Here is a 17,073-nt window from a genome sequence, read left to right on the forward strand (position 1 = left end):
CAGGCCGGGACCATGCCGTTTCCGCCATGCCGATGCAACCTTTTGCCTGTTTGACGCCCCACTGTCTTTCCGGGAAACACCGCGCCTGATAAGCCTGTCAGCATGAATACAGCGCAACAGCTTCGGGTCGGCATCGTCGGGGCCGGCCATTTCGGACGGTTTCATGCCCTCAAGTCCGCCACAAACCCGGCCGAACAGCTTGTCGCGCTTTACGATCCCGATCCGACCCGCGCGACGGTCGTGGCACGGGAAGCTCGTTGCGAAATTGCCACAAGCTATGAAAATCTTCTGGAGCAGGTGGATGCCGTTATCATCGCCGCACCCGCAGAGTATCACTTTGCCCTAACAAGCAAGGCCCTCAGAGCAGGCCGACATGTTCTGGTCGAAAAGCCCATCGCGGCCACGCTGAACGAAGCCCACGCCCTAGCGGATCTTGCCAGGGAAACCGACAAGATCCTGCAGGTCGGCCATCTGCTGCGTTACTCGGCGGAACACCAGGCCATTACCGAGCGGATCAAAGCGCCGCTTTACATCGAAGCCACCCGCATTGCGCCTTACAAACCACGGGGAACGGACGTATCGGTCATTCTGGATCTCATGATCCATGATCTCGATCTCGTTCTGACGATCGTAGACAGCCCGATTGCAGAAATCGATGCCCTGGGAGCCGCTGTTTCAAGCGCCCATGAAGACATCGCCAACGCCCGGGTACGGTTTGAAAACGGCTGCGTGGCCACCATCACCGCCAGCCGGATTTCCCTGAAAACTGAAAGGCGTATGCGTCTTTTCTCACAGGACGGATATCTTTCCGCCGATTTCATGGAGCGCAAGCTGAGCTTCATTGGACGTGAGCGCGGCATGCCTCTTCCGGGCACGGGCGGCTTCCGACGTGAGGCCATAAGCTGGAAAGACCACGACAATCTGGCCGTAGAACATGAGGCTTTTGCCGCTTCGTGCCTTCACGGCGCACCGGTTCTGGTCGACGCGCAGGCCGGGATCAGAGCGCTGGATGCCGCCATCCGGGTGACGGAGAGCATCCGGAAATCGCGGCAGATCATGGAACTTTCCGGCCTGATTCCCACCTCGGATCAAAATTGAGAAAATTCCCTCAACTTACTGGTTTTCAAGAAGTTCTTTCTTCATTTCCAGCTCAAGCCATTGCTCTTCCGACTGGACCAGATCCCGCTCGGCGGCTTCCAGAAACTGGGTCGTCTTCTCGAACTTGGCAGCATCCCGGCCATACAGACCCGGATCGGCCAGAACGTCCCGATAGCTTTGGATCTTCTTTTCCAGCTCAGCCATCTTCTGCGGAAGAAGATCCAGCGCCCGCTTGTCATTATAGCTAAGCTTTTTAGGCTTTTTATCTGTTTTCAAAGCAGATTTTGGTGCGATATCTTCCACTTCGAGAGAGGACACCTCGCGCCCTGCCGGTACATCCCCGCGCTGGATCAGCATATCCGAATAGCCCCCGGCATATTCGATCCAGTCTCCGCCGCCATCCGATACTAGAACCGAACTTGCGACCCGATCGAGAAAATCACGGTCATGGCTAACCAGCAGAACCGTGCCCGCATAATCGGCCAGCATGTCCTGAAGAAGATCCAGCGTCTCAAGGTCGAGATCGTTGGTGGGCTCATCCAGCACCATGAGACTGGATGGCTTGGCCAGAGCACAGGCCAGCGCCAGCCGACCTCGTTCACCGCCGGACAGCTTTCCTACCGGTGTACGGGCCTGCTCCGGGCGGAACAGGAAATCTTTCATATAGCCGATCACGTGACGCTTCTCGTCCCCAACCTGCACCATATCGCCACTGCCGCCCGCAAGGGTTTCGGCAAGAGTCTTGGCCGGATCGAGACTTTCCCGCTGCTGATCCAATGTGACCATGGCCACAGATGGCCCCATTTTTACGGTACCGGACTGCGGCTCCATTTTGCCGGTAAGCAGACGTAGAAGCGTAGTCTTGCCCGCACCGTTCGCACCCACCAAACCAAGCCGATCACCGCGCAGGATCCGCAGATCCAGATCCCGAACGATGGCCCGATCGTCATAGGCCCAATTCACACCTTCTGCAGCGATCGTGATCTTTCCCGCACTGTCGGCGTCTGTGGCTGCCATACGGAGCGTACCCTTGCCCCGCGAAGCAAGCTCCTTACGCTGTGCCCGCAGTGCCTCCAGCTCCCCCACACGCCGCACGTTGCGCTTGCGACGTGCCGTAACACCGTAAATCATCCAGTCTTCTTCGCGCGCAATCTGGCGATCCAGCTTGTGTGAATCACGCTCCTGCTGTTCCAGCACCTCGTCACGCCAGGTCTCATAGCGTGAAAATCCCTGATTCAGCCGACGCGTCACGCCATTTTCCAGCCAGACAACGCTACGGGACAGGGTCTCAAGCAGACGTCGATCATGACTGATCACGATCATCGCACAACGAGATGCAGAAAGCTCTTTCTCAAGCCATGTGATAGACGGCAGATCCAAATGGTTGGTCGGTTCATCCAGCAGCAAAAGATCAGGCTCTGCCGCGAGAGCGCGAGCGAGAGCGCAACGACGCACTTCGCCACCCGAAAGGTTCTGACAGCTTTCATCCCCCGTCATCCCGAGTTCGGCCAGCATGGAACGCGCCCGGTAGGTCTCGGTCTCATCAAGACCTTCGGATGCATAATCCAAAGTCGTGGCGTAACGGGAAAGATCCGGTTCCTGGGCCAAATAATGAACCTTAATTCCCGGCTGAACGAAACGCGATCCGGAGTCCGCCACGATATCGCCCGAAGCAATCTTCAGCAGCGTGGATTTTCCGGAACCGTTACGTCCGACAAGACAGATCCGCTCACCAGGCAAAACGCCCAGTTCCGCGCCATCCAACAAGGGACGTCCGCCGAGAGTGTAAGTAATGTTCTGCAAAGAGAGAATGGGTGCCGACATGGCTCCCTATGTGTCGCAGCAGGACGCCCACCGCAAGCCATCTCTGCACCGAATCATAATCTCAGACGGGCGTAACACCACCTGTAACAGCCTGATAGGTAGCCACAGCCAGAGTCATCGGCTCGAAGGGCTTTGTGATGACGAAGGACGGCTCCTGCGTCTCCCCCGTCAGCAGACGTTCCGGATAGGCAGTTACAAAAATAACCGGTGCTTCATGGGTCCGAAGAATACGCCCGACGGCCTGCATGCCGTCACCACCGCCGCCGAGATTGATATCCGCGAGAATGAGTCCGGGCTTCATTTTCGCAGCCAGAGCGACAGCATCGGCTTCTGTGTGAGCAACCCCGGCGATCCTGTGTCCACAGCGCTCAACCAGATCCTGAATATCCATAGCAATAATGGGTTCATCTTCGATGATCAGGACACTTGTCTGCGCAATGCCCTGCAGGCCTTCGCGCGCCTTGTTCAAGTCGGCCGCAGCCTCTTCATCCGTAATGCCCAGCGCCTGTGCGCTGGACGAAAGGGACTGCTCTTCAAGGGAAGTCAGCAGCAGAAGCGCGCGTTGCCGCAGCGGCATACCAGCAGTAGCGTCCTTGCTGTGACGCTGCATGAATGCGTTCACAAGCAGACCATAGAGGGCTTGCCGTGCGGACAGATCCTTCCCGGAGGGATTTTCCATCAGCTCCTTTAAGGCCACGCCCACAAGCTCATCGCCCGCTTTCTGGTCACCGACCAGAGCGCGGGCAAAGCGACGGGCATAAGGAAGCGGCTTGACGAGTTCCTGACGTGTCAGATCAGTCATATGTCCCTAGCCTCCTGAAAAGATATCTGTCGACACATTCCGCATGGAACGCATCTCGTTATGAAGCTTGAATAGTCATTACACGATGCCCAATCTCCGTATAGTCTTCGTGACCACCCCGGTCGCCTGCGATGTTGCGTGAAGGATCTGCTTCTGAGCACACACTTGCCCGCGGGCCAGCAGCGCGACCCGCCTCCCCAGAAAGGCAGCTTTCACCGCGACCTGCTGCAAATCCTTCCGGATTTGCGAGGCTTTGCTCGTTTTCTGACTCGCGATCCCGCGGCCGCGGATGATCTGGTGCAAGACACGATTGTCCGCGCATTAGCCTCCCAGGAGCAGTTTCAGCAAGGTACACTCCTCAAAGCCTGGCTCTTCACAATCCAGAGAAATGCCTTCTATGAACTGACGCGCCGCCGCAGCCGCGAACAGGAAATCATGCTCGACATCGAGCAAGACATGCAGCCCTCCACTGCGGCACCATCACGCCAGAATGCCCGCGACGCCGTTCAGGATCTGGGCGAACTTCTATGGAAGCTGCCCGATCTTCTGCGGGAGGCCCTAATTCTCGTGGGAGCACAGGAACTATCCTATGAAGATGCCGCCCGCGTCTGCAATGTACCCACCGGAACAATGAGGGCCCGTGTTTCCCGTGCCAGAGCTCAGCTCGCCGAGCTTACAACGGAAAATACCGAACCTCCGGAAATAAATTCCGAAAAAAATATCGTCTAATTTTTGGCTGTTTTCCAAGAAAAACAGCCTGCCTTTTCTTTTTTTGGGGGAAATTTCCTGCCCCCGATGCAACGTTTTCGCATGACCATTCATTGATTCCACGAAAACAGAACGAAATCAGGAGTCAGTTCCATGACGTTCCACGATCAGGTTATTGCCATTCTTCCGAAGCTGCGCGTCCAGGCTCTTTCGCTGACCCGAAATCGCGCTGCCGCAGAAGACCTCGTACAGGACGCCGTGTGCAACGCTCTGGCAGCGCAGAACAGCTTCATCCCGGGCACGAATTTCTCAGCCTGGATGCATCGTATCCTCCGCAACCGCTTCATTTCCGACCTTCGCAAACGTCGTGAGACCACCGATATCGATGATGTGCCCGCATCGTCCTTCGCCAGTCCGGCCACCCATGAGGACAGCTTGGCTCTCAAGGATTTGTCGATGGCACTGTCCCGCCTTCCGGCCGATCAACGCGAAGCTCTCGTTATGGTCGTCATTCAGGGCATGAGCTACGAGGCTCTGGCCGAAGCCACTGATTGCGCTGTAGGAACTGCGAAAAGCCGTGTCTTCCGCGCACGTCGTCAGCTTGAATCCTGGATGAGCGGAGACCTGCCGGCCAACGACAAGCTACGCATTAAAGTTAAGGCCCTGCGCGACGCCATGGATGCCCGTCGCCGCGCCGGTCACTCCTCTGACGATCTCATATTTTCATGATCTTAGTATCCGCAATGGAAAGAATTTGTATCCATTGCGGATTAGCTGCAATTGCAGGAAACGCGTTGTTTTCGTAAGACTGGGTCGGTAGTTCATCCCACAGCGGCTCCTCAGGAGAGACCCGGAGTTCGCGCCACAGTCTAGTATCAGGGATGCAGGATCTGCATCTTCTGACGTCACAGGAAGGTTCAGGGCCAGCCAATGACCGCAGGAGACACGCGGAAGTCCTTAGCCAGGGAAACCAGTGGCGAGGATCAAGATTCGCCTTTTGGAATCTGGTTGAGCCGGGGCCTGCATCAGCTTTTTGATGATGTTGCAAACGAGCCGATCCCCGATGAACTTCTCCGATTGATCGAGGAAGACCGAAACAAGTGACTGTTAGCCGGTCTGGTTCTCCAGACCTGAAACCGCGGCGCTGGCGTCGTCTGTGGCACAGGCGTGAGGGCCTGCCCAGCATCCGGATGTTTGATACCGTCGGTGCACGGGTAATGACCTTGATTGTCGCGACGACTCTGCCCCTCGCGATCATTGCCTCTCTGCTGGCATGGCACAGTTACCAGCAGAATGTCGGCAACAGCGCCATGCGCACCGAACGCGATACGCAACTTGCCATTTCGGAAATCACGACGGATTTAGAACAGACCCACACACTCCTGGACATGCTGGCCGATAGAGATATTTCTTCAGGGAATGCCCTGAGGGAGTTTGCGCTGGTCCAGACCATCTCACAGCATCACTACTGCATGCTGATGCTGACGGACGTATCCGGCCGGCCGTCGGTTGTTCTGCCCCCCCCTTCAACACAAGATGCGGCAATCTGCTCATCCCCCGAACTCACCGCGCCTGCGATGAACTCTTCGACGGCCAGAACTCCTGTTGTCGGAGTCGATGTACTGAAGGGCAACCGTGGTCCGCTTCTGAAATTCGTTGTCCCCATTCTCAGCAACAACTCCGTCTCCGGTTACATCGTTGCCGTCCGGACCCTGGGCTGGCAGCGTAGCCGTCTTCCCAAGGGGAACAGTCGCCTCCTGCTCGGCACGGATAACAATTCACGGCATTTTCTGGCGATGCCGGATGGAACCCTCTATTCGTTTTTTCCTGATCGGCCAGTAACTGCGGAATTGCCAAAAAAAGCATTTACGCGTCTGAAGAGAGACATTGCGTCGCTCAGCCTGCATGACGTCTTTACGAGCCAGGGCATCACCTACGCTTTTCAGAATGCCTATGGTCCAGTCAGCCTGATTGTTGCAACGGAGCGCACGGCTGAAGAAAGCCACGCCCTCAATATCTTCCTGATCCGGGTCAGCCTGATTGTGGGTCTGCTGGTGCTTGAACTCATGGCCGTTGCACTGGGAGCACGCCTGTTTTTGGTCGATCCGCTAGAGAAACTGGCCCTGGCGGTCGCAGATTGGCGCAAAGGCGCTGCCTTCGCACCCAGGGCCAGCCATTCGATTCCGCTTGAAATCAGGCATCTGGAAAAGGCGTTCCTCCGCGCGACGCGCCGGCTCAGCGAGCATGAACAGGACTTGGAACAGTCGGCCCGCAATCAGGATATGCTGATCCGGGAAATTCATCACCGGGTAAAGAACAACCTGCAGGTCGTGGCCTCACTGCTCAACCTGCAGGCAAGCCGCATCCGCTCCTATGAGGCGCGCGAAGAATTCCGTCTCGTTCGAGACCGGGTAAGGGCACTCGCAACCCTACACCGATACCTGTATTCCGAAAGTGGCCTTTCGGCGCTGGATGTCCAGAGTTTCCTGGAAGAACTCTGCAGTATCCTGATGTCCGCGAATGGCATGAACGCCCAGACCCGCATCCGGCTACAGCTTGATATCGAACATGTCCTGATCTCTCCCGATCAGGCCGCTCCGATCGCTTTGATCGTAACCGAAGTCGTCAGCAATGCCCTGCGATATGCTTTCCCGGAGAACAGGGCAGGTCATATCGTGATCAACCTGCACAAGGTTGTTCCAACAGATCCAGAAAAGGAAGGAATGGTAGAGTTTAAGCTGGGCGACGATGGAATCGGCATCAATGCCGGTCAGGCCACCGAGTCCCGCACGCGTCGGGAAGGAATCGGAATGCAACTCATCCGTGGGTTCGCGCGTCAGATTAACGCCGACATGACGGTCAGCAATGAAAACGGAACCTGGTATACTCTGCATTTCATTCCCGAACGCCCTTCTCTGACAGCGCTAGCGATGGCGCGGAAAGCCATCAGTCACGGAGTAGACTCGAGCCTGTAACGGCAAAGCGGCGTCAGGTTCCGCCTGCAAATCCACAAAAAAACCTAAATAAGCAGCAAGAATTGCTTGGAGCACTGTCTTGTCGGGCTTTTGCGACCTATATGCAGGGGTCATGAAGGCCGACAAGACAATCGCAAAAGCGTGGGTAAAGGCACAGGGACGCGCCAGCCGCTCCCGGACCTCTGTCGTAGTAGTTTTGGGGTTACTCTCGACCCTACTGGGAATCCTGCAGGCCTGGGCGCTGGCTCGAACGCTCGCCTCCGTCCTGACGCACGACACGGACAGCACCGGACCAGCCATCGGCGTCTTTCTTCTGGCCTGCGTCCTCAGGGTGCTCCTGTCCACCATACAGGATATGACCGCCGCTTCAGCCGGGATCCACGCCCGACGCCGCCTGCGCCGCGAAGTGCTGGACCGGATCATCGGCGAGGGACCAGCGCTCCTGCGCCGCCATCACAGCGCAGCTATTGCAGCCACACTGGTTGATCGGATCGAAGCGCTGGACGGTTACTTCTCGCGCTGGCTGCCCGCAGCATCACTCTGGCTGGTATCACAGTGGCTGGTCGTAATCGCACTGTATGTGGAGAACCATCAGGCGGCTCTGATCCTTGCGGCCTGCTGTGCCATGCTTCCTATTTTTCAGGCTGTCTTCGGCATTGCTACGGCCGTCGCATCCCGCAAACAGTTTCTGGCCATGAACCGTCTTCAGACGCGCTTTCTGGACCGCGTGAAGGGCATTGCGACCATCGTCCTGTCCGGTGGAACCGATCGCGAAACGCAGGCTCTGGCAAAGAGCGCCGATGACCTGCGCCAGCGTACCATGAAGGTCCTGCGGATCGCTTTTCTGGCCTCAGCGACCACGGATGTCGCCATGGTCGCAGCCCTTGTGCTGATCGTCGTGACACAGACCCACACTCTGATGGGCCATCCCTCCGATGCCGTCCTGACACGTGCACTTTATGCAGTCCTGCTTGTGCCCGAGGCATTTGCGTCCTTCCGCGCCCTGTCGGCGGCCTATCAGGATCGCGCCCATGCCACTGCTGCAGCAGAAGCCATGCATGAACTGGCACCGCTGACCGAGCGGCCGGCAACTGGTTCTGACGTTGTGCAGACCAAAGGCGGCATTTCCGTAACAGCGGAATATGTCTCGTTTGCATGGGATGAGCAGCGTGGCACGGTCATTCATGACGTGAGCTTCGTTCTGCCAGCCGGTTCGACACTGATCCTCGAAGGTGCATCGGGGGCTGGTAAATCTACGCTTCTGGAACTTCTTCTAGGATTCGTTTCTCCTTCGCAGGGACGCATCCTGTTCGACGGCCAGGACATGCAGAGCCTTTCGCCTCACCAGATTTCCTCGCGGATCAGCTGGATCGGACAGAAGCCCGTCCTCTTCGCCGGAACCATTCGTGAGAATATCCTTTTCGCACGGCCCGATGCTTCGGCTGAAGATCTGAACCGTGCCGTCTCCGCAGCGGCTGTCGATCAGTATCTGTCATCGCTCCCGGACGGACTGGAAACGCGGATCGGCGAGGGCGGTTTTGGCCTCTCCGGCGGTCAGGCGCAGCGTATCGCCATTGCCCGCGCCTATCTCAAGAACGCGCCGCTGCTGTTGCTGGATGAGCCGACATCCCATCTCGACCCGAAGACCGAGTCTGAAATCCTTGTCAGCCTGAAAGACCTCACCAAAGGCCGGACCGTCATCCTATGCAGCCATTCCGCGCAAGCCCGACAGTTTCAGGGACGGCACCTCGTGCTTGAGGCCGGTCGCGCCATTGCCTTTACGGGAGAAGCCGCATGAGCGCCCCGCTGCCTACAACTCCGGTTGCAGAAACGGGAAGCGAAACCGCGCTGTCCCGCATCCTGCAGGTCTGGCGTCCGCAATATACGCGCCTGATAACTGGTATGGTCATCGCCGAACTGGCTGTCTGTGCGGGACTGGCTCTAATGGGGCAGGCTGGTGGGCGGATTGCCGGCGCTGCTGTCGGAGTAGGGGCTGCCTATCTTCTTCTGCGACTGTCGGGCATGGCGCAGATCGTTCTGCGTTATTTAGAACGTTTTTATACGCATGACGCCATGTTCCGCGCACTGGCCGATCTGCGGGTCTGGTTCTATCGCAAGCTCGCTGGCGGTGCTGCGACGGGGCTGGGTTTCCAGCGTTCGGGAGACCTGCTGACGCGTCTGGTCTCAGACGTCCAGACACTGGACAACTTGTATCTGCGGATACTTGTCCCGCTGGTATCCGCTCTCCTGACACTCCCGATCGCAACGCTTGTCTGGATGCGGGCGGGAACGGAATCAGGCCTGCTGACCGGCGCCCTGTTTGCCGTCCTTGCGGTTATTCTGCCCCTGACGGGCGCTCGCCTGTCCCACCGCTTTGGTCCGGACATCCTGCGTGCGGAATCGGAACTGCGGATCGCAGCACTCGATCTCACATCCGGTCTGCGCGAAGCTCGAGCCTTTGGCGCTGAAGACGTTCTTTCCGCAGCCGTCACGGACCGTCAGGAAACCCTTTTCAAGACCCAGCGCCGCCAGCAGACGCGCATGGCTCTCATGCAGGGCTTTGCAAGCCTGATCGCCAAGGCTGGAATCGCCGTCATTCTGTGTGCCGTTGCAGGTCTTCTCTTCCCGCAGGCTCCGGCCATCGCCGGCATTACGGCGCTGTTCGTCGCCATCACAGCGCTTGAAGGCGTCACAGGTCTGGCGCGTGCGGGCCTGTTGAGCGGACAGGTCAGCCACGCGGCGCAACGGATTGTCGAAATTGCCGATCGGGCTCCCCCGGCACCCGAAGGCAACGCACCGCTTCCGGCAAGCCGCGATCTCCGTCTTGAGAACGTTACGTTCCGCTGGACATCGGACCGGGCTCCCATTTTCCGTGACCTGAACCTGACTCTCCGTCAAGGAGAGCGCGCAGCCCTGATCGGACCGTCCGGTGCTGGCAAATCCAGCCTGGCTGCCCTGATCCTCAAGGCTGCATCTCCCGAACAGGGCCGGATCCTGCTGGGTGGCACCGACATTGCCACTCTGCGCGATAGTGACCTGCGCTCACAGATCGCCTGGCTATCGCAGGCCAGCCATCTGTTTGACGATACCGTGCGTGGAAACCTGCTTCTGGGCCGGACGGATATTCCGGATACGGCAGTATGGGCTGCGCTCGACCAAGCCAGAATTGCAGACGTCGTCCACAACCTGCCTGACGGACTGGACACTTGGATCGGGGAAGGCGGCTCAAAACTTTCGGGCGGGCAGGGACGCCGTATCGCTCTGGCACGCGTTCTGCTGTCCGATACTCCCATCCTCGTTCTCGACGAACCGGCAACCGGACTGGACGCGGAGACCGAGCGGGCTTTCCTTGAGACGCTGAACAATGCGACCGATGGGCGCAGCGTTCTTCTGATCGCCCACCGACTGACCGGGGTGGAAAAACTTGACCGCATCTGGCGCCTTGAGGACGGACAGGTTATTTCCAGTGCATGCTGACCGGCCTGCGCCGATCCAGCTTCACACCTATTTATCCTGACAGGACGCTACGCCATGGCACGTTTCCTCTCCTTCGTCCGCATCGCGGCCCCGGTTTTCGTTCTGTCAGCTGCGCTGGCAGGCTGCGCCGAACAGCCTTCTCGGGACAGCTACGTCGTTTTTTTCGACCGTGAATCCGTAACGCTCAGCCCCGTCGCCCAGGCTGTCGTGACCAAAGCTGCCACAGCCGCCCGCGCTGAGCACGCTTCCGTCGTTCGCGTTTCTGGCTCCGCAGGGACTAACGGTGATGCCGCAGTTCTGAAGGAACTGGCGACGAGCCGGGCCCAGACCGTAGCGACACAGCTCAGCAATGACGGGCTGAATGGTGCACGGATCGAGATGACGCCGTATGTCCCGAGTGCGCTGGAAGATTCCCACGTCGCCCTGCGTCGCGTTTCCATCACCATCGTTCCGGGCCACTGATCCGGCGCCCGGGATGACGCAGGCTCAAAACAGCCCTCCCGTCGCCCCGGGATTAAACCAGCCTCCGACGCCTGAAGATGTGCTGGCGGAAGTTTTTGGCTTCCCCGGCTTCCGCGGCCTTCAGCAGGACGCCGTCAAAACGGTCATGCAAGGGGAGGACGTGCTCGTCCTTATGCCGACGGGTGGAGGCAAGAGTCTGTGCTATCAGGTTCCCGCACTTTGCCGGGAAGGCATGGGTTTGGTCATTTCCCCCCTGATCGCCCTGATGGACGATCAGGTTGCGGGCCTGAGACAGCTCGGCGTCCGCGCGGCCGCACTGCATTCCGGGCTTGAGCCAGACGAACGTGACGAACTTCAGAGCGATCTGCGCAATGGCCGGATCGATATTCTCTACATTTCGCCAGAGCGCCTCCTTCAGCCTGCGACAGCGAATTTCCTGTCAAAACGCCAGATATCGCTGATCGCGATTGACGAAGCACACTGCATTTCGGCCTGGGGCCACGAATTCCGCCCTGAATACCGGGCACTCGCCAGCCTACCGGAGATGTTCCCGGGCGTCCCGCGCATTGCCCTGACTGCTACGGCTGATCCTCGGACGCGTGATGATATTCTCAACGCACTCGGGATACCCGATGCACGGGTCCTGATGGCAAGCTTCCATCGTCCCAACCTGATCGTGGAAGCCCGCGCCAAGGCCAGCGAAAGCCGGCAGCTCCTCGAAACACTTCAGAACCATCGCGAAGGCGCCTCTATCGTATATTGTGGCAGTCGCAACAAGACGGAACGCGTCGCCACCATGCTGAGGGACAAGGGCCTGACCGCCCTGCCATTCCATGCCGGCCTTTCCTCGGTCGAGAAGCGGGCCACACTGATGCGCTTCCGCTCAGGCGAGGAAATGGTGATCGTCGCCACGATCGCATTCGGAATGGGCATCGACCGCCCGGACGTACGCTGCGTCGTCCATCTGGACATGCCGTCCTCGCCGGAAGCGTATTACCAGCAGATCGGACGGGCAGGGCGCGATGGCGAGCCGTCCGACACGCTTTTGCTCTATGGCGGGGAGGACATGGCCCGGGCACGGTACTGGCTAGAACAGTCCAGCGCCCCCGATCACGAAAAACGCGTCATGCAGGCGCGTCTGGAAAGCATGATCGCCATCACGGAGACCACAGGCTGCCGCACGCAGGCGCTGCTTGCGTGTTTCGGAGAAAACCTCACGCAACCCTGCGGTCACTGCGACAACTGCATCAACCCAGTCTCAACATTCGATGGCACACAGGCTGCCCAGAAGGTCCTCTCAGCCATTTATCGCACCGGTCAACGTCTCGGAGCGGTCCAGCTTTCCAATGTGTTACGTGGAAAGCTCAACGAAACCATCGAACGTAATGCCTATCAGCATCTTTCAGTTTTCGGAATCGGCAAGGAACAAAGCGAGCAGTGGTGGCGCGCCGTCATCCGCCAATTGATCGCGCGCGGAGCCATCCGAATGCATGGCGAATATGGAAGTCTCGCGCTTCAGAGCGAAATCGCGCGCCCGATCCTGCGCGGCGAGGAGCGCATAGCGCTCCGGCTGGAAGCCAGGCCAGCCCTGACCGCCAGCGCGGGCTCGGACGGCAATACGGAAAATGATCGTCTGTCGGCAGATGAGAAACCGTATTTCGATGCCCTCCGCCAGTGGCGCTTGTCCGAAGCGCGGGAACAGGAAATCCCTCCCTATGTTATTTTCCACGATTCGGTATTGCGAGACATCGCCCGCGAACAGCCTGCCAGCCGCACTGAACTGGGAAGTATCAAGGGCGTCGGCGCCTCAAAGCTGGACCGCTACGGTGCAGCGGTTCTGACCGTCTTACGCGAAATCCGCGAACCCGCCTCTGCCCAGTAAGGAACATCAGTCGTGCGTCAGTTCGTCAGGCGCCGTGACAGTGAAACTGACTGTAATACTGCCGCCATTGAGGATATCGAACGTGAACGGCACCTTACTACCAGCGGCAGGCATCTGACGAATTCCCATACACATCATATGGTAACCCGAACGCGGGAAAATCATCGTGGAGTCGTGCGGGAGCGCCAGATGCGTGAACAGATCATTCGCCCCGTCCGTCTGCTGCTGGTTCGTATGATGCGCGACGACATTCTGACACAGCGGGGATGAAATCCCCTTCAGCAGATGGTCAACGCTGTCATCGTTGCGAATCGTGAAATAACCAGCCCCACGGTTGGGAAAATAGGCTGACGGGCGAAATGTCCCGTCCATAACCACGACCCGCTGCGCATCATGATCGACATCCCGCGCCACCACTGTCCCCGAAAGAGCCTGCTGAGCCATAGCCTGCGCAGTGGAAAGGACAAAGAGGGCGGTCAGGACAGATACCCGTTTCAACGACAGTCTCCCGGTGTTGTGCGCGAACTGATGAAGCCCGTTTGGGCCGGAACGCATCATCCGGTAAAGTGCTCCCATTTTCCTGGCCACGACAAGGCCCGAACACTTCAGGATGGCAAATGCGTTGCCCTTTTTGCGGACATGACGATACCCAGGTCAAGGACAGCCGCTCCACGGAAGACGGGGTTGCGATCCGTCGCCGGCGCGTCTGCTCGGCCTGTACGCAGCGTTTCACGACCGTCGAGCGGGTCCAGTTACGTGAACTGTCCGTGACCAAGGCGGACGGGCGTCGCGTGCCTTTTGACCGGGATAAGCTCGCACGTTCCATCCGTGTTGCCCTACGCAAGCGCCCGGTTCCTGAGGAACGCCAGGAGCGTCTGGTCAACGGGCTGGTCCGGCAGCTTGAAGCCTCGGGAGAACAAGAAATTTCTTCCCATCGCATCGGCCAGCTTGCGATGGACGCATTGCGCGAAGTGGATGGTGTGGCTTATGTCCGCTTCACCAGCGTCTACCGCGACTTCCGCGAGGTCGAGGCGTTCTCGAAAATCCTCGCCGACATGAAACCCATTCCCGGGGAAACGGACATACCGTCCCCCGACGACTCCCAGGAGACACCATGACCGCCACCAACGCCCCCGCCGCAAATCCGACGCGCCGTAGCCGGACCATTGCCCGCGTTGCAGCCGTTCAGGCGCTGTTCCAGTGCGAACAGTCTGGCGACACGGCGGAAACCGTCATCAGCCAGTTCATTCGTCACCGCCGCATCAGTTCCACAGCGTCCTTTGACGATGGCCACATCCCCGACGCCGATCTGAAACTGTTTCAGGAGATCGTTCTTGGTGTCACGCGCCGCCAGGACGATATCGATGCGAAGCTGAGCAATGTTCTGCCAGAGCAGTGGCCGCTGCCGCGTCTGGATCCCGTCCTGCGTGCCTTGCTGCGCGCAGCCGTATTCGAGATCGGCACCGACACACCCGACCGGATCATCATCAACGAATATCTGGATGTCGCCCACGGCTTCTTCTCGGGTGATGAACCCAAGATGGTCAACGGGATTCTCGATACCCTCAGCCACCGCGCCAACGACGGCAACGACGGCAACGTCTGATCCATGATGGGCGCGTCAGGGGCCGAAGTAGCGGGAGTAGGCGAGTTCGGCTTCATCGCCCGTCACTTCCGACCTCTCGCCGGCGCGGAAAGTCTCGATCTTCGGGATGACTGCGCTTTGATGCGCTGCCCCGACGGCGAGGAATTTGCAATTTCGACCGACACGATGGTCGAAAATGTTCATTTTTTTCCGGATGACCCTCCGGAAACCCTCGGCCGCAAGCTACTACGCTGCAATCTGTCTGATCTGGCAGCCATGGGCGCAAGGCCCCATGCCTATACGCTCAACGTGACAGTTCCGCGCGGTGGACGGCACGACGAAAACTGGTTTGCGGCATTTTCTCGCGGACTGGCGGAGGATCAGAAACACTATGGTGTACATCTAATCGGCGGCGATACCACGTCCATTTCAGGCCCCCTGGTCCTCTCCGCCACCGTATTCGGACTACTCCGACACAATACGGCGCTCCGCCGCAGCACAGCCAGACCCGGGGACGATATCTGGGTCACTGGCACAATCGGCGATGCCGCACTGGGTCTGCTTGTCTTGCAGGGTAACTTGCAAGACCCGTCAGCCTTTTTGGTAGAACGATATCATCTGCCGCGCCCCCGGACAGGGCTTCAGCTGAACGGCATCGTCAGCGCTGCGATGGATATTTCAGACGGATTGATTCAGGACTGCGGCCATATAGCCAAGGAATCCGGTGTCCAGCTTGTTGTGGATACAGAGGCCGTACCGCTCTCGTCTGCAGCAGCTGCACTGGGGCGTGAATGGCTTATGCAACGCCTGTGCGGCGGCGATGATTACGAACTGCTTCTCACCTGCACGCCTGGACACTCAAAAGCGCTTCAAGCCGCCTGCCAGGCTGCCGAAATTCCGGTCCATCGCATCGGAACGGTACGCGCCGGTTCGGGAGTCCGGCTTCTGGATGGGGAGGGGCATGAAATCCTCCCAAAACAGGGCGGCTGGCAGCATTTCTGACAGACGCCCTGCGAAGTTACGGCTTCAAGCAGGATCGTCGATCGGGCGTTCGTAAAGCCGATACCGTTTGTATGCTTCGGGAACGATGCTCTCGGCCAAATTGCGCATATTAGAATCGGATGCCTGGATCCAGCCCAGTTCTACCCAAGAATAGGGTAGGGACTTCCGTCGACGCATCAGCTCGGCAATCGCTAGCGAAGGCAGAAGAGCCCCCAGAACCGTTCCGCGTAGGCGTTGCGTCACGCCCAGAAGAATGACACGGGCAGAATGGAAGCGATGCGTCGTCAGACGTGCAACCAACTTCGCCCAGCCCAGAGGCGATGGCGCCCCACCAAGGTCACCAGCAATATCGTAAATATTGGGCACGACCAGCGCCATAGCTACAGGCTCGCCATTTTGATCGATCTGAACATAATGTTCAGGACGAAGAACCGGACCAAGCTGCTTGATCATGGCCTTCATTTCGTAGTCCTGGAGCGGCACAAAGTTGAACTTATCGCTCCAAGCGTCATTGTAAAGCTGACGCAGGATCTCGCCCTGCTGAGCAATCTGCTTCTTCGACAGGCGCCTGATGGCAATGGCCCCCAGACGTCCTTCACCGATCTTTAGATCCCCCGGAACCTTGAAACGCGACTCCGTCTGATCGTCCAGATCGAGCTTATAGCTGAGAAGATCCTCGACAGGCTTGTAACCCGCATCTTCGACCAGCTTGCCCAACAGGCGTGGATGCCAGGGCATGGCGACCATCAAGGGTTGGTCCTGCCCTTCGATCATCAGGCCTGATTCGCCATTGCCGCTCAGTGTCACCGGCCCGCGCATTGTCTGCATTCCCTGCAGACGCAGCCAGTTCCGGGCCGTCTCCAACAGTGCACTGACGACACTGCCTTCAGGAACGGCATCCAGCGCACCGAAACAGCCGATTTTCATGCCCCAGTGCTCAATGGCACGATGGTCCACGATTGCTGCAATGCGCCCGACAGCCGTGTTTCCACGCCATGCCAGAAAGTAGCGAATGCTCGCATGACGAAAAATCGGCGCTTTTTTCGGATTCAGCAGATCATCCTGTTCCATGTCGAAAGCAGGGACAAAGCCCGCCATTCCGGCATAGATACGGCGTGGAAGCGTCGTAAACAGTTTGAGATCAGCCCGCGTCGTCACTGGCCGAACCACAAGATCATCATGCGGCGCAGGGATGTCAGTCCTGTCGGGCAGTGTCATAATGGCAGGTGTACCTCTGATCGAAAAAAACATCCCGTCC

At 58.5% G+C, this 17,073-nt stretch carries 16 protein-coding genes; 12 read left to right on the top strand and 4 right to left on the bottom strand.

Translation table 11 applies throughout. The features are described from left to right. Positions 1-102 precede the first annotated feature (102 nt). Entirely contained in the window at positions 103-1,098 is a 996-nt protein-coding gene (locus tag GSP01_RS04170) for a Gfo/Idh/MocA family protein (RefSeq protein WP_141351038.1), read from the top strand. Between the two features lie 15 nt (positions 1,099-1,113). Here GSP01_RS04170 and GSP01_RS04175 read toward each other — a convergent pair whose 3' ends face one another. Together GSP01_RS04175 and GSP01_RS04180 are read right to left on the bottom strand one after the other, a co-directional pair. Beyond that, the gene (locus GSP01_RS04175; RefSeq protein WP_141351040.1) at positions 1,114-2,922 is read right to left on the bottom strand and encodes an ABC-F family ATP-binding cassette domain-containing protein; all 1,809 of its coding nucleotides are present in this window, start codon (positions 2,920-2,922) and stop codon (positions 1,114-1,116) included. A gap of 61 nt (positions 2,923-2,983) precedes the next feature. Beyond that, on the bottom strand, positions 2,984-3,724 hold the full coding sequence (locus GSP01_RS04180; RefSeq protein WP_141351042.1) for a response regulator: 741 nt from the start codon (positions 3,722-3,724) through the stop codon (positions 2,984-2,986). Positions 3,725-3,946: 222 nt separating this feature from the next. On the opposite strand from GSP01_RS04180, the gene GSP01_RS04185 reads away from it, so the two are divergent. The 8 genes from GSP01_RS04185 to recQ all read left to right on the top strand — a co-directional run bounded on the left by GSP01_RS04185 (position 3,947) and on the right by recQ (position 13,228). After that, a complete protein-coding gene (locus GSP01_RS04185) occupies positions 3,947-4,453 on the top strand; it encodes a sigma-70 family RNA polymerase sigma factor (protein WP_141351308.1) in 507 nt (168 codons plus the stop codon). A gap of 132 nt (positions 4,454-4,585) precedes the next feature. Then, on the top strand, positions 4,586-5,161 hold the full coding sequence (locus GSP01_RS04190) for a sigma-70 family RNA polymerase sigma factor (RefSeq protein WP_141351045.1): 576 nt from the start codon (positions 4,586-4,588) through the stop codon (positions 5,159-5,161). Between the two features lie 201 nt (positions 5,162-5,362). After that, a complete protein-coding gene (locus tag GSP01_RS14685; RefSeq protein WP_167495475.1) occupies positions 5,363-5,536 on the top strand; it encodes a NepR family anti-sigma factor in 174 nt (57 codons plus the stop codon). Next, positions 5,533-7,407: a sensor histidine kinase gene (locus GSP01_RS04195; RefSeq protein WP_255320862.1), complete on the top strand. Its 1,875-nt coding sequence runs from the start codon at positions 5,533-5,535 to the stop codon at positions 7,405-7,407. The genes GSP01_RS14685 and GSP01_RS04195 overlap by 4 nt, the downstream gene beginning before the upstream one ends. A gap of 112 nt (positions 7,408-7,519) precedes the next feature. Further along, the gene (cydD, locus tag GSP01_RS04200; protein ID WP_141351048.1) at positions 7,520-9,205 is read left to right on the top strand and encodes a thiol reductant ABC exporter subunit CydD; all 1,686 of its coding nucleotides are present in this window, start codon (positions 7,520-7,522) and stop codon (positions 9,203-9,205) included. Beyond that, positions 9,202-10,884, top strand: a complete 1,683-nt coding sequence (gene cydC, locus GSP01_RS04205) for a thiol reductant ABC exporter subunit CydC (RefSeq protein ID WP_141351050.1) — start codon at positions 9,202-9,204, stop codon at positions 10,882-10,884. Before cydD ends, cydC begins: the two co-directional genes overlap by 4 nt. A gap of 54 nt (positions 10,885-10,938) precedes the next feature. Further along, positions 10,939-11,346 (top strand): OmpA family protein, encoded by a 408-nt coding sequence (locus GSP01_RS04210; RefSeq protein WP_141351052.1) that lies wholly within the window; start codon positions 10,939-10,941, stop codon positions 11,344-11,346. Between the two features lie 13 nt (positions 11,347-11,359). Next, on the top strand, positions 11,360-13,228 hold the full coding sequence (recQ, locus tag GSP01_RS04215; RefSeq protein WP_141351054.1) for a DNA helicase RecQ: 1,869 nt from the start codon (positions 11,360-11,362) through the stop codon (positions 13,226-13,228). Between the two features lie 6 nt (positions 13,229-13,234). On the opposite strand, the gene GSP01_RS04220 is transcribed toward recQ, so the two are convergent. Further along, a complete protein-coding gene (locus tag GSP01_RS04220; protein WP_228123788.1) occupies positions 13,235-13,726 on the bottom strand; it encodes a copper chaperone PCu(A)C in 492 nt (163 codons plus the stop codon). Positions 13,727-13,845: 119 nt separating this feature from the next. Between GSP01_RS04220 and nrdR the strand changes: the two genes are divergently transcribed. Genes nrdR through thiL form a run of 3 tightly spaced genes read left to right on the top strand, consistent with a single transcriptional unit; the run spans position 13,846 to position 15,815 of the window. Further along, a complete protein-coding gene (gene nrdR, locus GSP01_RS04225) occupies positions 13,846-14,346 on the top strand; it encodes a transcriptional regulator NrdR (protein ID WP_141351058.1) in 501 nt (166 codons plus the stop codon). Then, positions 14,343-14,834, top strand: a complete 492-nt coding sequence (gene nusB, locus GSP01_RS04230) for a transcription antitermination factor NusB (RefSeq protein ID WP_141351060.1) — start codon at positions 14,343-14,345, stop codon at positions 14,832-14,834. The genes nrdR and nusB overlap by 4 nt, the downstream gene beginning before the upstream one ends. Before the next feature lie 3 nt (positions 14,835-14,837). Continuing rightward, entirely contained in the window at positions 14,838-15,815 is a 978-nt protein-coding gene (gene thiL / locus GSP01_RS04235; protein WP_141351062.1) for a thiamine-phosphate kinase, read from the top strand. A 24-nt stretch (positions 15,816-15,839) separates the two neighbouring features. On the opposite strand, the gene GSP01_RS04240 is transcribed toward thiL, so the two are convergent. Then, positions 15,840-17,033 (bottom strand): hypothetical protein, encoded by a 1,194-nt coding sequence (locus GSP01_RS04240; protein ID WP_141351064.1) that lies wholly within the window; start codon positions 17,031-17,033, stop codon positions 15,840-15,842. Positions 17,034-17,073: the final 40 nt, after the last annotated feature.

It is taken from the genome of Gluconobacter sphaericus NBRC 12467 (genome assembly GCF_006539125.1).
GTDB lineage: Bacteria > Pseudomonadota > Alphaproteobacteria > Acetobacterales > Acetobacteraceae > Gluconobacter > Gluconobacter sphaericus.